The organism is Actinomadura rugatobispora, from assembly GCF_055379765.1.
Genome location: NZ_AP029191.1, coordinates 7,066,007 through 7,081,374 on the forward strand (window position 1 = coordinate 7,066,007; position 15,368 = coordinate 7,081,374).

13 protein-coding genes and 1 tRNA gene are annotated in these 15,368 nt (G+C 73.6%); 9 read left to right on the forward strand and 5 right to left on the reverse strand.

Translation table 11 applies throughout. The features are described from left to right. Positions 1-57: 57 nt before the first annotated feature. From ACZ466_RS31625 to ACZ466_RS31660, 8 genes are all read left to right on the forward strand, one after another. Positions 58-405, forward strand: coding sequence for a DUF3054 domain-containing protein (locus ACZ466_RS31625; protein ID WP_378288653.1), 348 nt, complete (start codon positions 58-60; stop codon positions 403-405). A 60-nt stretch (positions 406-465) separates the two neighbouring features. Continuing rightward, positions 466-2,112 carry an AMP-binding protein gene (locus ACZ466_RS31630; protein WP_378288655.1) on the forward strand — a complete coding sequence of 549 codons (1,647 nt, stop codon included), beginning with the start codon at positions 466-468 and terminating at the stop codon, positions 2,110-2,112. Positions 2,113-2,125: 13 nt separating this feature from the next. After that, positions 2,126-4,984 (forward strand): AMP-binding protein, encoded by a 2,859-nt coding sequence (locus ACZ466_RS31635; protein WP_378288657.1) that lies wholly within the window; start codon positions 2,126-2,128, stop codon positions 4,982-4,984. Between the two features lie 82 nt (positions 4,985-5,066). Next, entirely contained in the window at positions 5,067-6,422 is a 1,356-nt protein-coding gene (locus ACZ466_RS31640) for a cytochrome P450 (protein ID WP_378288659.1), read from the forward strand. Continuing rightward, positions 6,419-7,210: an SDR family oxidoreductase gene (locus tag ACZ466_RS31645; protein ID WP_378288661.1), complete on the forward strand. Its 792-nt coding sequence runs from the start codon at positions 6,419-6,421 to the stop codon at positions 7,208-7,210. The genes ACZ466_RS31640 and ACZ466_RS31645 overlap by 4 nt, the downstream gene beginning before the upstream one ends. After that, positions 7,207-7,827 carry a TetR/AcrR family transcriptional regulator gene (locus ACZ466_RS31650; RefSeq protein WP_378288663.1) on the forward strand — a complete coding sequence of 207 codons (621 nt, stop codon included), beginning with the start codon at positions 7,207-7,209 and terminating at the stop codon, positions 7,825-7,827. The genes ACZ466_RS31645 and ACZ466_RS31650 overlap by 4 nt, the downstream gene beginning before the upstream one ends. A gap of 47 nt (positions 7,828-7,874) precedes the next feature. Continuing rightward, a tRNA-Met gene (locus ACZ466_RS31655) sits at positions 7,875-7,949 on the forward strand. Between the two features lie 102 nt (positions 7,950-8,051). Beyond that, positions 8,052-9,506: a carboxylesterase/lipase family protein gene (locus ACZ466_RS31660; protein ID WP_378288665.1), complete on the forward strand. Its 1,455-nt coding sequence runs from the start codon at positions 8,052-8,054 to the stop codon at positions 9,504-9,506. A gap of 10 nt (positions 9,507-9,516) precedes the next feature. On the opposite strand, the gene lhgO is transcribed toward ACZ466_RS31660, so the two are convergent. From lhgO to hisN, 3 genes are all read right to left on the reverse strand, one after another. After that, positions 9,517-10,713 (reverse strand): L-2-hydroxyglutarate oxidase, encoded by a 1,197-nt coding sequence (gene lhgO / locus ACZ466_RS31665; RefSeq protein ID WP_378288667.1) that lies wholly within the window; start codon positions 10,711-10,713, stop codon positions 9,517-9,519. A gap of 72 nt (positions 10,714-10,785) precedes the next feature. Further along, a complete protein-coding gene (locus ACZ466_RS31670) occupies positions 10,786-10,974 on the reverse strand; it encodes a hypothetical protein (RefSeq protein WP_378288669.1) in 189 nt (62 codons plus the stop codon). Between the two features lie 130 nt (positions 10,975-11,104). Then, positions 11,105-11,908 carry a histidinol-phosphatase gene (hisN, locus tag ACZ466_RS31675; protein ID WP_378288671.1) on the reverse strand — a complete coding sequence of 268 codons (804 nt, stop codon included), beginning with the start codon at positions 11,906-11,908 and terminating at the stop codon, positions 11,105-11,107. A 147-nt stretch (positions 11,909-12,055) separates the two neighbouring features. Here hisN and ACZ466_RS31680 point away from each other — a divergent pair, with 147 nt between their 5' ends. Further along, on the forward strand, positions 12,056-12,955 hold the full coding sequence (locus ACZ466_RS31680; protein ID WP_378288673.1) for a hypothetical protein: 900 nt from the start codon (positions 12,056-12,058) through the stop codon (positions 12,953-12,955). Here ACZ466_RS31680 and ACZ466_RS31685 read toward each other — a convergent pair. Next, positions 12,952-14,493: an FAD-binding oxidoreductase gene (locus ACZ466_RS31685; RefSeq protein ID WP_378288675.1), complete on the reverse strand. Its 1,542-nt coding sequence runs from the start codon at positions 14,491-14,493 to the stop codon at positions 12,952-12,954. The two genes, ACZ466_RS31680 and ACZ466_RS31685, sit on opposite strands and share 4 nt — an antisense overlap. 10 nt (positions 14,494-14,503) lie before the next feature. Continuing rightward, positions 14,504-15,358 carry a helix-turn-helix transcriptional regulator gene (locus tag ACZ466_RS31690; protein WP_378288677.1) on the reverse strand — a complete coding sequence of 285 codons (855 nt, stop codon included), beginning with the start codon at positions 15,356-15,358 and terminating at the stop codon, positions 14,504-14,506. Between the last annotated feature and the right edge of the window lie 10 nt (positions 15,359-15,368).

Genomic DNA, 15,368 nt, shown 5'->3' on the forward strand with positions numbered 1-15,368 from the left:
GGTTTTTGAGCCGGCGCTTTGTGTTTATGGGTCTCGGGCGTTCATATGCTTTGGGGTATGCGGAATGGGTGGGCTGCCGGGCTGGATGTTTGTTCGGTGCTGGTCTTCGTGGGGATCGGGCGGGCCTCGCATGATGAGGGGCTGGGCCTGGTTGGGTTTGCTGGTGCGGCCTGGCCGTTTTTGGTGGGGCTGGCCTTGGGGTGGGGTGTTACCCGGGCCTGGAGGGGGCCGGCGGTGCTCTTTCCCGTGGGGGTGGGGATCTGGGCGGCGACGCTCGTCGTGGGGATGCTGCTCAGGGCGGTTTCGGGGCAGGGGACGGCGGTCGCGTTCGTGGTGGTGGCGACCCTGTTCCTCGCGGCCGTGCTTCTGGGGTGGCGGGCCCTTTTTGATCGTTTCTCCGGTTGACGGCCGGGCCCGGGCACTGGTGAAGTTACCCACGAGTCAGGTACGGGCGAAGGGAACGAGATGGCATCAGCGCTGCGGGACTGGCTGGACAAGCCGAAGGCCGGACGCGGCGTCCATCTCGCGCGGGATGACGGCTCCTGGGAGTTTCGCGAGTACACGGCGCTGGCGGGTGCCGCGCGGCGGACCGGGGCGGCGCTGATCGAGGAGGGTGTCGCTCCCGGGGATGTCGTGTGCGTCATCCTGCCCACGGACTTCACGTGTATCGAGACGTACTACGGGGTCTGGGCGGCGGGTGCCACGGTGTGTCTCATCACGCCGCCGTTGTTCCAGGACGGGGACGACTACGTGGCGCATGTGGCCGCCATTCTTCGGCAGGCCCGGCCCGTTCTGGTGGTGGCCTCGGAGGAGCTCTCCCCTTTGGCGGGGCGTGCCATGGCGGAGGCGGGGGTGGGGGGAGCTCCCTGGCGGCCCCGGCAGGGTGATGCTGAGGCGCCGGTGCAGGATGCGGGGGAGTTGGCGCTTCTTCAGTTCACGTCTGGGTCTAGTGGGGCGCCTCGGGGGGTTGTTGTTACTTGGGAGAATCTCGAGGCGAATGCCGAGCTGATCGCTCGGACGGCCGGGTTCGAGGATGAGGACGTCGTTTCGTCGTGGCTGCCGCTCTACCACGACATGGGGTTGATCGGGTGCTTCCTCGTGCCGATCGCGCGGCAGGGGCACCTGCGGCTGATGCGGCCCGACCACTTCATCCGGGACCCGGCGAGATGGGTGCGGACCTTCGCGGAGGCGGCGCACACGGCGGCGCCTCCGTTCGCGTTCGCGTACGCGGCGCGGCGGATCAAGCCGGAGCAGCTGGAGGGCGTGGACCTGTCGGGGTGGCGGACCGCGATCATCGGGGCGGAGCCGATCGACCCGCACGCCCTGGAGGTGTTCGCGCGGATGGCCGAGCCGTTCGGGTTCGCGCGCGAGTCGTTCAAGCCCGCCTACGGGATGGCGGAGACGACGCTGCTGGTCACGATGGACCAGGTGCGGCGCCGGCCGCTGGCCGTGCGGCCCGATGACTCCTCGTTGGAGTTCGGGAAGCCTGTGCGGGTTCTGGAGGAGCATGAGCTGGGGCCTGAGTCCGTGGGGGCCAAGGCCGGGTGGGTGGTGGGGTGCGGGACTCCTGAGGAGGATGTGCCGGTCAGCATCGTTGATGATGACGGGCGGGTGTTGGGGGAGGGGTTTCTCGGCGAGATCGTTGTCGGTGGGGCTTCCGCGTGCGGGGGGTATTACGCGGGGGCGGAGGGCAGGTCGACGCGATTTGACGGTGGATTCGTTTTTACGGGGGATGCCGGGTTCTTCTATCGCGGGCAGTTGTTCGTGCTCGGGCGGATGGGGGACAGCATCAAAGTGCGTGGGCGGTCCGTTTATGTCGAGGATCTTGAGGCCAAGATCGCCGAGGTGAGCGGGCTGGGTAAGGGGCGCATCGTGGTGGTGGGCGTTCCGGGGGCCGGGACCAAGGGGTTGGCGCTGTTCGCGGAGACGGCCGATGAGGGGTGGGTCTCCGAGGTCCGCGAGATGCTGCGGCGGCGGCTCGGGGACGAGGTCGAGGTCACCGTGGTGGTGGGCAGCGGCCTCATCCAGCGGACCTCCAGCGGCAAGCCGCGGCGGCGGTACATGTGGGAGCTGCTCCGCGCGGGACGGATGGCGGGAGCCCGCACGTTGTAGCAGCATGTCGTGGATGCCCTCTCTGCTCGGCGCGGTGGTCCGCACCGCCCAGAACGCCCTGGAAGTCGTGCGGTTCGGTGGCCTGGACACCGATGACGACGCCTCGCCCTACGAGGTGGTCGCCGAACGCCGGACCCATCGGCTGCGGCACTACTTTCCGGGGAGTGGGCCGCGGCCCGTGGTGGTGCTGGTGCCGCCGCTGATGGTCAGCGCCGAGGTGTACGACATCTCGTCGCGGGTCAGCGCCGTGGGCGTGCTGCACGAGGCGGGCGTCGATCCGTGGGTCGTCGACTTCGGGGCGCCCGAGAGGGAGCCGGGCGGGCTGGAGCGGACCGTCACCGACCACGTGCTGGCGGTCGGTGAGGCGGTCGACCGGGCCCGGGAGATCACCGGGCGGGACGTGCACCTGGCGGGCTACTCGCAGGGCGGGATGTTCTGCTACCAGGCGGCCGCGTACCGGCGGGGCGAGGGCATCGCGTCGGTGGTGTCGTTCGGCAGTCCCGCCGACACCAGTGTCGGGTTGCCGTTCGGGCTGCCCGCGTGGATCGCGAGCGAGACCGGGCGCATCCCGCTGGGCGGCTTCGCGGTGCCCGGGTGGGTGACGCGGACCGGGTTCCAGCTGCTGAGCCCGGTGAAGTCGGTGCGCAGCCGGGTCGACTTCATCCTGGGGCTGCACGACCGGGAGCGGCTCGCGCCCCGGGAGCGGCAGCGGCGCTTCCTGGAGCGGGAGGGCTGGGTGTCCTGGCCGGGGCCCGCGCTGGCGGAGTTCGTGCGGCAGTTCATCGCGCACAACCGCATGCTGACCGGCGGGTTCGTCATCGGGGACCGGCTGGTGACGCTGGCCGACATCTCCTGCCCGGTGCTGACGTTCGTGGGGGAGGCCGACGAGATCGCCTCGCCGGAGATGGTGCGGGGGATCCGGCGGGCGGCGCCGCGGGCGGAGGTGTACGAGGCGTTCCTGCGGGCCGGGCACTTCGGCCTGGTGGTCGGCAGTCTCGCGGCGGCCCGGACGTGGCCCGCGGTGGCGGACTGGGCGAAGTGGCGGGAGGGGCTGGGAGAGCTGCCGGAGATCGTGGTCCCGGCGGGCGCGGAGGTTCCCGCGCCGTCCGGTGGGGCGGCGGAGTACGGGCTGCAGCTGGTCGCCGGGATCGGGGCCGGCGCGGTCAGGTCGGCGGCGCGGGTCGTCCGGAGTTCCAAGCAGCTGGGGCAGGAGGCCGCTCAGAACCTGCCGCGGCTGGCCCGGCTGGAGCGGATCGAGTCCGGCACGCGGATGTCGCTGGGCCTGCTGCTGGACGAGCAGGCCGGGCGGGCCCCGGACGATGTCTTCTTCCTGTACCGGGGGAGGGCGTACACGCAGGAGGCGGCCAAGCACCGGATCGACGCGGTGGTGCGCGGGCTGATCCATATCGGGGTGCGGCAGGGCGATCCGGTGGGCGTGCTGATGGACACCCGGCCGACGGCGCTCGCGCTGGTCGCCGCGTTGAGCCGGCTGGGCGCGGTGGCGGTGCTGCTGCGGCCGGACGGGGACGTGCGGCGCGAGGCCGAGCTGGGCGAGGTGCGCCGCGTCATCGCCGATCCGGAGAACGTGCGCCGCGCCCTGGAGTTGGACGTGGAGACCTTCCTGCTGGGGGGCGTGCGGGACGGGCGCGATGTCGACGTCTTCGACATGGAGCGGATCGACCCCGAGTCGGTCAAGGTCCCGGGCTGGTACGAGCCCAACCCCGGGCTGGCGGGTGATCTGGCGCTGGTGCTGTTCACCGGGGACGGTGAGCACCTGCGGGCGAGCCGCATCACCAACCGGCGGTGGGCGCTGTCGGCGTTCGGGACGGCCTCGTCGGCGGCGCTGTCCCCGGCCGACACCGTGTTCAGCCTGACGCCGTTGCAGCACCCGTCGGCGCTGCTGATGAGCCTGGGCGGCGCGGCGGCGGGCGGGGCGCGGCTGGCCCTGGCGAGCGCCTACGACCCCGAGACGTTCTGGGACGAGGCGCGGCGGTACGGCGTGACGGTCGCCTCGTACACCTGGACGCTGCTGCGCGACCTGGTGAACGCGCCCCCGCATCCGGGCGAGCGGCACCATCCCGTGCGGCTGTTCATCGGCTCGGGCATGCCGCGCGGCCTGTGGCGGAGGGTGGAGCGGCGGTTCGCCCCGGCCCGGGTGCTGGAGTTCTACGCCTCCACCGAGGGCGAGGCGATCCTGGTCAATGTCAGCGGGAAGAAGCCCGGCTCGCTGGGCCGTCCGCTGCCGGGCAGTGCCGAGACCCGGCTGGCCCTGTACGACCTGGAGAACGGCCGCCTGGCGGAAGGCCCCGACGGGTTCGCGGTGGAGTGCGAGCCGGGTGAGATCGGGATGCTCGTGGCGCGGGTCCAGCCGGGCCAGGGGCGGCCGCTGCGCGGGCTGTTCGCGCCCGGTGACGCGTGGGCGTCCACCGGCGACCTGTTCCACCGGGACGAGGACGGGGACTTCTGGCTGGCCGGGCGGGACGCCGAGCTGATCCGTACGGCGGAGGGCGTGGTCCCGCCGGGACCGATCCGGGACGCCCTGGGTGATCTGCCTTACATCGATGTCGTGGCCGTCTACGGCGTGCCCGCGGGCGGTGCGGAGCTGGCCGCGGCGGCGGTGACGCTGCGGGAGGGCGCCGAGCTCCGGCCCATCGACCTGACGGAGGCGCTCCTGCGGCTCCCGCCGGAACTGCGGCCCGCCCTGGTCAGGGTGGTGGACGAGGTCCCGGTGACGGCCGGGCGGCGGCTGCGCACCGATCCGCTGAGGGCCGAGGGCGTCCCGGCCGCCGAGGGCCGGGCCTACTACCGGGACCGCGCGGGGGCCTACCGCCCGCTCACCGAGCCGGCCCGCCGCCGGCTGGCTTCGAGCTGACGCTCGACTGGACGTCCGGGGCGAGGCTGGGTTACAACAAAGCTACAGATTTCGCGTTTTTGTTCCTCGGCCGGAGGGGTTCATGGCCAGCATCCTCGCGTCGCCGCCGGAGGGCAGCGGGCTCAAGGCCGTCGTCGGGCAGCCCGGTCCGCCCTATATCGGCAACACGCTCCAGGTCATGCGGCAGCCGTTCAAGGTGGCGCAGCGGCGGTACGAGCAGTTCGGACCGGTGAGCTGGGGCTGGCTGCTCGGGCAGCGGATGGTGACCGTGCAGGGGCCGGAGGCCGCCGAGACCGTCCTGGTCAACCGGGACAAGGCGTTCGCCAACGGGCCCGCCTGGAGTTACCTGATCGGGCCGTTCTTCTACCGGGGCATCATGCTCCTGGACTTCGAGGAGCACCTGCATCACCGGCGGATCATGCAGCAGGCGTTCACCCGGGACCGGTTGCGCTCGTACATGACGGCGATGGCCCCCGGGATCAAGGACGGCCTCGGGAAGTGGGAGCCCGGGCAGGGCTTCACGGTGTACGACCACATCAAGCAGCTCACGCTCGATCTGGCCACCGACGTGTTCATGGGCGTGGAGCTGGGGCGGGCCGAGGCGGACCGGGTCAACGGGGCGTTCGTCGACGCGGTGCGCGCCGGGACCGCCTACGTCCGTTTCCCGGTGCCCGGCCTGCGGTGGCACAAGGGGGTCCAGGCGCGGAGGGTGCTGGAGGCGTTCTTCCGGCGGCAGCTGCCCGCCAAGCGGCGGGACGGCGGGGACGACCTGTTCGCGGCGCTGTGCCAGGCCGAGACCGACGACGGGCACCGGTTCACCGACGACGACGTCGTCAACCACATGATCTTCGCGTTGATGGCGGCGCACGACACGACCACCATCACCCTGACGACCATGGCGTACTACCTGGCCAAGTTCCCCGAGTGGCAGGAGCGGCTGCGGGACGAGTCGCTGGCGCTCGGCAGGCCGGTGCTGGAGTTCGACGACCTGGACGCGCTGCCGTCGGCGGATCTGGTGATGAAGGAGGCGCTGCGGCTGCTGCCGCCCGTCCCGGCCCTGCCGCGCCGCGTGGTGAAGGACACCTCCATTCTCGGCTACCACATTCCCGCCGGGACGACCGTGGTGGTGCCGGCGCTCACCAACCACCACATGGCCGAATGGTGGCCCGACCCGGAGCGGTTCGATCCGGAGCGGTTCGCCCCCGAGCGGCGCGAGGACAAGATCCACAAGTACGCCTGGGCGCCGTTCGGGGGCGGCGCGCACAAGTGCATCGGGCTGCACTTCGCCGGAATGCAGGTCAAGAGCATCCTGCACCAGGTGCTGCTGAACTACCGGTGGAGCGTGCCCGGCCGGTACGAGTGGCCGCTGGACACCACGTCCCTCCCCTCGCCCAGGGACGGGCTGCCCGTGCGGCTCGAGCGCTTGGAGGCGGGATGAGCAAGGTCATCGCGATCACGGGGGCGGCGCGGGGGATCGGGTACGCCACCGCGCGGGCGCTCAAGGCCAAGGGCGCCACGGTGGTGATCGGCGACATCGACGAGAGCGCGGTCAAGGAGGCGGGCGCGCGGCTGGGCGTCGCGGCGCATCCCCTGGACGTGACCTCGCGGGAGTCGTTCACCGCCTTCCTCGCCGCGGCGGGTCCGCCGGACGTGCTGATCAACAACGCGGGGATCATGCCGATCGGGCCGGTGACCGGCGAGAGCGACGCCGACGCGCGGCGCTGCCTCGACATCAACGTGCACGGCGTCATGCTCGGCACCAAGCTCGCCCTGGAGGGCATGCTGCCGCGCGGCAGGGGCCACATCATCAACATCGCGTCCCTGGCGGGCGTGCTCTACACCCCGGGCCTGGCGCTCTACAACGCCAGCAAGGCCGCGGTCGTCGCGTTCACCGAGGCCACCCGCCTGGAGGTGCTGGACCGGGGGGTGCACGTCAGCGCGGTGCTGCCCACGTTCACCGACACCGAGCTGGTCGCGGGCACCGCCAGTCCCAAGGGCCAGCCGAACGCCGAGCCGGAGGACATCGCCGCCGCGGTCGTCGAGCTGATCGGGCGGCCCCGGCCGCAGGTCGTCGTCCCGCGCAAGCTGGGCGCGCAGGCGCGCCTGGGGGTGCTGTTCCCGGACCGGCTCAAGCGGGCGATCGCGCGCCGGTACGGGCTGGACAGGATCTTCCTGGAGTACGACCCGGAGGCGCGCAGGGCCTACGACGAGCGCATCCGCTCATGACCGAGCGGATCGCCGGGCTGCTGGCGCGGCTGCCGGACGCCGGGCACGACGGCGACGACCTGGACGCCCGGATCCTCGACGCCGCGCTGGCCGAGTTCGAGAGCTACGGGCTGCGCCGGGTCAGCGTCGAGGACGTCGCCAAGCGCGCCGGCGTCGCCCGCACCACCATCTACCGCCGCTTCACCAACAAGGAGCAGCTGCTCCAGGCGGTGATCCTGCGGGAGTGCCGCCGCTTCCTGACCTCGATCGCCGAGGCGACCGAGGACCTGCCCTCGCCGGAGGACGCCGTCGTCGAGGGCTTCGTCGCCGGGCTGCGGGGCGCCCGCACCCATCCGCTGATGACCCGGGTGCTGGAGAGCGAGCCGGAGGCGTTCCTGCCGCAGCTGAGCATGAACGGCGGCGCCGTGATGCTGGCCGCCCGCGACATCCTCGCCGACCGGCTGCGCCGCGCCCGTCCCGACGACCGCGAGGACTACGCCGCCGTCGCCGAGGTGCTGCTCCGGGTGGCGGTCTCGCTGCTGCTGGTCCCGGGCGGCGGGCTGGCCCTGGACGACGAGGACGACATCCGCGCCTTCGCCCGCTCCTACCTCACCCGCATGCTCCACCGGCCCGAATAATCGATTGCCCGTCCCGTGGGTCGTTCCCTAACGTGGAGGCACACCGACGCGGGGTGGAGGCAATTCGGAAGCCCACCGGTCTCATAAGCCGGGTTATGCGGGTTCAAATCCCGCCCCCGCCACTGTTGCGAACGCCCGGGCCGTCACCGACGGCCCGGGCGTTCGGCCGTTCGCTAAGCTCAGCGGGGTCGAATCTCGTTCTAGTGGCGGAGGTGGGCGGGCGCATGGAGACGGTGGTCCAAACCCTGTACGGCAGAGTGCGCGGCACCCGCGGAAACGGCGTCTCGGCCTTCCTCGGCGTGCCCTACGCCGCGCCCCCGTTCGGCCCTGACCGGTTCGGCCCGCCCCGTCCGCCCGAGCCCTGGGACGGGATCCGCGACGCCACCGCCTACGGGCCCACCGCCCCCAAGGCCCCCTACGCCAAGCCGTTCGACCGGCTGCTGCCCGACCCCGACATCCCCGGCGAGGACTGCCTCAACCTCAACGTCTGGACGCCCGGCGGCGAGGGCCTGCCGGTCATGGTGTGGATCCACGGCGGCGCGTTCCGCAACGGCTCGGGCGCGGTCGGCACCTACAACGGCGCCGCCTTCGCCCGCGACGGCGTGGTCTGCGTGACCGTCAACTACCGGCTCGGCGTCGAGGGCTTCGCCTACCTGCCCGGCGCGGCGGCGCCCGCCAACCGCGGCCTGCGCGACCAGATCGCCGCGCTGGAGTGGGTCCGCGGCAACATCGCCGCGTTCGGCGGCGACCCCGCCCGGGTCACCGTCTTCGGCGAGTCGGCGGGCGGGATGAGCGTCAGCACGCTGCTGTCGCTCGACCTCGGCCTCTTCCACCGCGCGATCGCCCAGAGCGGGGCCGGGGCCGTGGCGCAGACCGCCGAGGACGCCCTGCTGGTCACCAAGGAGATCGCGGCCCGGCTCGGCGTGGAGCCGAGCGCCGAGGCGTTCGCCGCCCTCGACCCGGCCGCGATCATCCCCGCGCAGAGCGCGGTGTCGGCGGAGGTGTCGGCGGTGCCCGACCCCGGCCGCTGGGGCGCGAGCACCGCCGCGTCCGGGATGGCGCTGATCCCCGTGCTGGACGGCGACCTGCTGGCGCGCCGTCCCGAGGACGCCGTCGCCGCCGGGGCGGGCCGGGACGTGGACCTGCTCGCCGGCTACACCAGCGAGGAGTTCCGGCTGTTCCTGATGCCGACCGGGCTGGCCGCCGCGCTCACCGACGACGTGGTGGGGCTGGTGGCCGCCGGGATGGGCGTGCCGCCGGGGGTGATCGCCGCGTACCGCGAGCGGCACGCCGGGACGGCCGCGGGCGAGCTGCTGGCCATGATCATCACCGACGGCCTGTTCCGGATGCCCGCCAACCGCCTCGCCGAAGGCCACTCCGCCGGGCGCACCTGGATGTACGAGTTCGCCTGGCGCTCGCCCAGTCCCGATCTGGGCGCCTGCCACGCGCTGGAGCTGCCGTTCGTCTTCGACACCCTGGAGACCGGCGGGGAGCTGACCGGCTCCGACCCGCCGCGGGACCTGGCCGCCGCCATGCACCGGGCCTGGGTCGACTTCGCCGTGGCCGGCGACCCCGGCTGGGAGCGGTTCGAGCCCGGCACCCGCCTGGTCAAGGTGTTCGACGGCGCCGCCGACGCCGTGGTCGCCGACCCGAGGGGCGCCGACCGCGAGCTCTGGTGACCGCCCGCCCCTAGTCGGCCAGGATCCGGTCGGCCAGGTGCTCGGCGATCGCCAGGGACGAGGTGGCCGCGGGCGACGGGGCGTTCCGCACGGTCGTGACGGGGCCCAGCCGGCCGATCCGGAAGTCGTCCACCAGGGACCCGTCCGGATCGACGGCCTGGGCCCGCACCCCGGCGGGCGCGGGCACCATGTCGGCGGCCTCCAGCGCCGGCACGAACGCGCGGGCCTCGGAGAGGAAGGCCCGCTTAACCGCCGAGCCGTACATCTCCTTGATCCCGGTCCGCCAGTGCCGCGCGGCCATGCGGCGGAAACCGGGCCAGCGCAGCGTCTCCCACAGCTCCCCGGGCCGCACGTCGCGGCGCCGGTAGCCCTCGCGGGCCAGCGCCAGGACCGCGTTGGGGCCGATGTCGACGCCGCCGCCGACGCGCCGGGTGAAGTGCACGCCCAGGAACGGGTAGCGCGGGTCGGGCACCGGGTAGATGAGCCCGCGGACGAGGTCGTCCCGCTCGGGGACGAGCCGGTAGTACTCGCCGCGGAACGGCACGATCGCCGGGGCCGGGGAGTCGCCGGCCATCCGGGCCAGCCGGTCGGTCTGCAGGCCGCCGCAGATCACCAGCCGGTCGAACAGCAGTTCCTCGCCGGGGGAGGCGACCGTGACGGACCCGCCCCGGCGGCCGAGGCGCGTCACCTCGAACCCCAGCCGCAGCTCGCCGCCCGCGGCCCGCACGTCGTCGGCGTAGGCCCGGGTCACCGCCGTGAAGTCGACGATCGCGGTATGCGGCGAGTGCAGCGCGGCGACCCCGGCGGCGTGCGGCTCGATCTCCCGCAGCTCCGCGCCGGTCAGGCGGCGCAGCCCGGGGACGCCGTTGGCGGTGGCGCGCCGCTCGATCTCCTCCAGCGGGCCCAGCTCGGCCGCGCTCCGCGCCACCACGACCTTGCCGCACTCCCGGTACGGCAGGCCCCGTTCCGCGCAGTAGTCGCGGAGCAGCACGATGCCGCGGCGGCACAGGGTGGCCTTGAGCGACCCGGGCTTGTAGTAGAGGCCCGCGTGCGCCACGCCGCTGTTGTGGCCCGTCTGGTGGGCCGCGATGCGGTCTTCCTTGTCGAGGACGGTCAGCCGCGCGTCAGGGCGCAGCTCCGCCAGCCGCCGTGCGACGGCCAGCCCCAGGATTCCCGCGCCCACCACACCGATCCGCGTCTCCGCCACACCCGCACCCTAGGCGAGCGCCGGCGCGCGGAACGCGGCGGGGCGGCGGCCGCGGGACCGCCGGGCCCCAGGTCAGCTGCCCAGGCGCTTGCGGCCCTGCGCGCGGACCCGGCGCCGCTGCGACGGGTCGAGCATCAGGTAGCCCACGACCGGGATCGCGGTCACGCCGAGCAGGATCAGCGCGACGGTCCACCAGCCCAGGATGGACAGGACCAGAAACGCGCCCACCCCGCCGATCAGGATCTTGGTCGGTGTCGACATCTTTAACCTCCGTACGGCCGCCCATCAGGAGAACGAGCGCACGCGGCCGGTCGTTCCACGATATGTCGCGTCTGCCGTCGAAGGCCAGATCGGGGCGGCCCGCAGGTCAGATGCGCCGTCAGATGCGCCGTCAGATGCGCAGGGAGAGCTGGCCGCCGCCCAGCACCCGCAGGACCTCGGCGTGCAGCCGGCCGTTGGTGCACAGGACGCTGCCGCCGTCGGGGCCCGGCACCCCGGACAGGTCGGTGAACATGCCCCCGGCCTCCTCCACGATCACCTGGAGGGCGGCCAGATCCCACAGCGACACCTCCGGCTCGGTGGAGATGTCGACCGCGCCCTCGGCGACCATCATGTGCGACCAGAAGTCACCGAAGGCGCGGGTCCGCCACACCGAGCGGGTCAGGTCGAGGAAGCGTTCGAGCCGCCCCTCCTCCTCCCAGCCGGTGAGGCTGGAGAACGACAGCGACGCGTCCGACAGCTCGGTCACCGACGACACCTGCATCCGGGACGCCCGGGACAGGCTGCGGCCCGTCCAGGCGCCGCCGCCGCGCGCCGCCCACCAGCGCCGGTTGAGCGCCGGCGCCGACACCAGCCCGACCACGACCTCGTCGTCCTCCATCAGCGCGATCAGGGTCGCCCAGACCGGGACGCCGCGCACGAAGTTCTTGGTGGCGTCGATCGGGTCGATGATCCAGCACCGCTGGCTGAAGCCGGTCTTGCCGTACTCCTCGCCGATGACCGCGTCGCGCGGCCGGGCGCGCTTGAGCGTGCCGCGGATCTGCTCCTCGACGCTGCGGTCGGCGTCACTGACCGGGGTCAGGTCCGGCTTGGTCTCGATGTCGAGATCGAGCGCGCGGAAGCGCCTGGTCGTGATGTCGTCGGCCCCGTCCGCCAGTACATGCGCGAGACGCAGGTCATCGGAATAGCCCGCCACGGCGTGCCACGCTACCGCGATCACACCGTGCGCCGACACACTTACCGGCGTCGATGCGCCGAGGTGTGGCCCTCGGGGGAGGCGCGCGGGCCCGTGGGCGGGGCGTCGCGCGGCCGTTCGGGTCCCCGCGGATGGGAGCATGGGAGGATGGCGCACGACCTTCCCGGGTGGGTCGCCGAGCTGACCGACCCACGCCGGGCGCAGACGCTGGACGAGCTGGCCGACCGGCTGGTCCCCCTGGCCGAGCACGCCATCGACGTGTCACGGCGGCTGCAGACCCTGCTCAACGAGATCAACGACCCGTTCAAGAGGGACGCGCTGCAGGACCGCGTCGACCGCTTGAAGGCGCGGTCCGCCGAGGCGCTGGAGGAGATCGGCGGCGAGATCGCCGCGTCCGGCCGGGAGCGCCTTGACCGGGTCTGGACCGCCTGGCGGGAACGCTCCGGCGACGGGTCGGCCGGTGACGGGCGCGAGCGGGAGCTGCGCGGGCGGCTGGACGCCGAGATCGTCCCGGTCGTGGACGAGCGGCACCGGGAGGCCGCCGAGCGGGTCGCCGCCGCCACCTCGACCGGGCTGCAGGAGGCGACGCAGGTCCTGCTCGGCCGGGTGGAGGAGCTGGCCAAGGCGGTGACCGACCTGATCCACGACGTGCTGCCGCTGGCCCGCGAGGGGCTGGCGCTGGCGAGCCGGATCTCGGCGCTGTCGGCGCAGGCCCGGCAGGCGGGGCGGGGCCCGGTCCCCGGGCCGCTGCAGGAGGCGGGCGCGGAGACCGCGCGGGCGTTCGACGAGGCGGTGGCGCGGCTGGAGCTGGAGTGGGCGGCGCTGGGCGCCCGGTCGGCGACCGTGCGGGCCGCGCTGCGCGGCGCGGAGGAGGCGGCGTTCAGCCAGGTGGCGAACGCGATGACGCGGTGCGTCGAGGAGCTGGCCCCCGCGCACGTGCGGGCGCTCGACGAGGTGGAGGAGCGGGCGCGCGGCCTGCTGGACGAGCTGACCGCCTCCGACGGCCCCGAGCGCCACGAGCCGGACGGCTCCTCCGGCCGCGACTAGCGGCCGACGGACTGCGGGAAGCGGAACAGCGAGCTCGGGTCGTAGGCGGCCTTGACCCTGGCGAGCCGGTCGTGGTTGGCGCCGTAGTAGGCGCGCGGCCAGTCCCGCAGGTCGGGGTCGATGTAGTTGACGTAGGCGGCGCCGCCCAGATGGGGTTCCATCGCCCGGTGGGTGGCGCGCAACCAGCCGAGGTCGTCGCCGTCGGCCAGGTACTGGACGCAGAACAGGGCGCGGCGGTGCGGGAACGCGGTGGCGCCGGGCGCGGTGCGGGCGATCGCGCCGCCCATCGCGTCCATCAGCACTGACCGGCCGCCGACCCCGTTGCCGTCCGTGAACCGCCCGGTCAGCGCGCCGATCGCGGTGCCGGACAGCGGCCGGTGGGCGACGTGCGACTTGCCGGAGTAGTCGGTGCGGGGGAAGCGGCCCCCGGGCCGCCGGCCCGGCAGGTCGCCGCCCGCGTGGCACTCGGTGGTGGACTGGCCCGCGCAGCCGCCGGTGGCCTTCATGGCGTCCAGGTAGGAGCGGTTCTGCGCGTCGCGTCCGGACGGGTCGGCGCCGACGGCGGCGATCAGCCCGTCCAGGTCGGGTTCGCCGGGGGCGACGCCGGTGACGTCGACGGTCGGGGAGCCGCCCGACGGCTCGGTGTTGATCTGCAGGCTGGTCCAGATCTCGTCGGGCGCGGACGGCGCCCACCGCTGCCAGCCGCCGATCACCTCCGCCGCCCGCGACCACGGCCAGCGCAGCGAGAACGTGGTGAGGCCGCCGGCGGGATGGGTGCGGAAGGTGAACCCGACCGCGACGCCGAAGTTGCCGCCCCCGCCGCCGCGGCATGCCCAGAACAGCTCGGGGTCGCGGCGGGCGTCGCAGACCCGGTACCTGCCGTCGGCCGTGACGATTCCGACCGACTCCAGGACGTCGCAGGTCAGGCCGTGCGCCCGGGACATCACGCCGAGGCCGCCGCCCAGCGTCAGCCCGGCGACGCCCACGGTCGGGCAGGTGCCCGCGGGCACGGCGGCGCCCTCGGCCGCCAGCCGGTCGTAGAGGCCGATGAGGCGGGTCCCGGCGCCGACCGTGGCGCGCCCGCCGCGGCCCCCGCCCTCCACCCTGACCGAGTCCATCGGGGAGACGTCGATCACCAGGCCGGTCCCGGTGGACCAGCCCGCGTAGTTGTGGCCGCCGCTGCGCACCGCCACGGGCAGCCGCTTGGCCGCGGCGAACGCCAGGCACTCGGCCACGTCGGAGGGGCCGTCGCAGTAGGCCACGCCCGCCGGGCGGACCCGGTCGAAGCGCGGGATGTAGAGCCTTCTGGCCTCGTCGTACGCGGCGTCGCCGGGCCGGATCAGCCGCCCCTCCAGGCCGCGTTCGAGGGCGTTCCAGTCGGCCGGGGCGGTCACGGCGGGAGATCCGGCGGCGGGGGGCGCGGGCGTGCGGCGCGCGGCGGGCGGCCGGTTGTCGTCAGAGCACCCCGCCATCGTCGCACCCGACACGGCCGTACCGGCAGTGCCCAACGCCGTCATGAGGAACGCGCGTCGCTCCATCCGGCCATTGTCACCGCATCTCGGCGTCCTTGACCCCCCAACCGCTCAGAAGCCGCAGCGCCGTCTCCGACTCCGACCCCGCCTCCACGGTGTAGGTCACCAAAGCCTGGTCGGGGTCGTCGGGCAGCCGCAGCGTCTCGTAGTCCAGCGCGATGGCGCCGACCAGCGGATGGTGCACGTGCTTGCGCCCGTGGCCCTTGTCGCGCACGTTGTGGTCGGCCCACCAGCGGCGGAAGTCCTCGCTGCGCACCGACAGCTCCCCGACCAGCGCGGCGATCTCCGGGTCGCCGGGGTACTCGCCGGCCTTGAGCCGCAGGTACGCCACCGTCTCCTTCGCCTTGTACGTCCAGTCGTCGAACAGCGCCTGGACGTCCTCGTTCAGGAAGATCAGCCGGGCCCAGTTGCGCTCGGCCGGCGGCAGCGCGCCGAAGTCGGTGAACAGCGCGGCCGCGATCCGGTTCCAGCCGAGCACGTCGCAGCGCCGCCCGATGATGTAGGCCGGGACGCCGTCGGCCATCTCCAGCAGCCGCCGCAGCCCCGGCCGGACCCGTTCGGGACGGGGCGCGGGCCGCCGCCGCGCGGTCGCCTTCGGCCTGGCCAGGTTGCGAAGGTGGGCGCGCTCGTCGTGGTCGAGCCGCAGCGCCCGCGCCACCGCGTCCAGGACCTCCTCGGACACGTTGCGGGTGCGGCCCTGCTCCAGGCGCACGTAGTAGTCGACGCTCACCCCGGCGAGCTGCGCCAGCTCCTCGCGGCGCAGCCCGGGGACGCGGCGCCGCCCGCCGAACGGGCGGATCCCCACGTCCTCCGGCTGCAGCCTGGCCCGCCGGGACCGCAGGAACTCGCTCAGCTCGGCTCGCTTGTCCATGGGGTCAGTA

Excerpts from the sequence above, each read along its gene's own strand:
- ACZ466_RS31625 (WP_378288653.1), top strand. The coding sequence starts at position 58 with ATGCGGAATGGGTGGGCTGCCGGGCTGGATGTTTGTTCGGTGCTGGTC.
- ACZ466_RS31650 (WP_378288663.1), top strand. The coding sequence starts at position 7,207 with ATGACCGAGCGGATCGCCGGGCTGCTGGCGCGGCTGCCGGACGCCGGG.
- ACZ466_RS31630 (WP_378288655.1), top strand. The coding sequence starts at position 466 with ATGGCATCAGCGCTGCGGGACTGGCTGGACAAGCCGAAGGCCGGACGC.
- ACZ466_RS31680 (WP_378288673.1), top strand. The coding sequence starts at position 12,056 with ATGGCGCACGACCTTCCCGGGTGGGTCGCCGAGCTGACCGACCCACGC.
- ACZ466_RS31660 (WP_378288665.1), top strand. The coding sequence starts at position 8,052 with ATGGAGACGGTGGTCCAAACCCTGTACGGCAGAGTGCGCGGCACCCGC.
- ACZ466_RS31635 (WP_378288657.1), top strand. The coding sequence starts at position 2,126 with ATGCCCTCTCTGCTCGGCGCGGTGGTCCGCACCGCCCAGAACGCCCTG.
- ACZ466_RS31670 (WP_378288669.1), bottom strand. The coding sequence starts at position 10,974 with ATGTCGACACCGACCAAGATCCTGATCGGCGGGGTGGGCGCGTTTCTG.
- ACZ466_RS31685 (WP_378288675.1), bottom strand. The coding sequence starts at position 14,493 with ATGGAGCGACGCGCGTTCCTCATGACGGCGTTGGGCACTGCCGGTACG.
- ACZ466_RS31645 (WP_378288661.1), top strand. The coding sequence starts at position 6,419 with ATGAGCAAGGTCATCGCGATCACGGGGGCGGCGCGGGGGATCGGGTAC.
- ACZ466_RS31640 (WP_378288659.1), top strand. The coding sequence starts at position 5,067 with ATGGCCAGCATCCTCGCGTCGCCGCCGGAGGGCAGCGGGCTCAAGGCC.
- ACZ466_RS31690 (WP_378288677.1), bottom strand. The coding sequence starts at position 15,358 with ATGGACAAGCGAGCCGAGCTGAGCGAGTTCCTGCGGTCCCGGCGGGCC.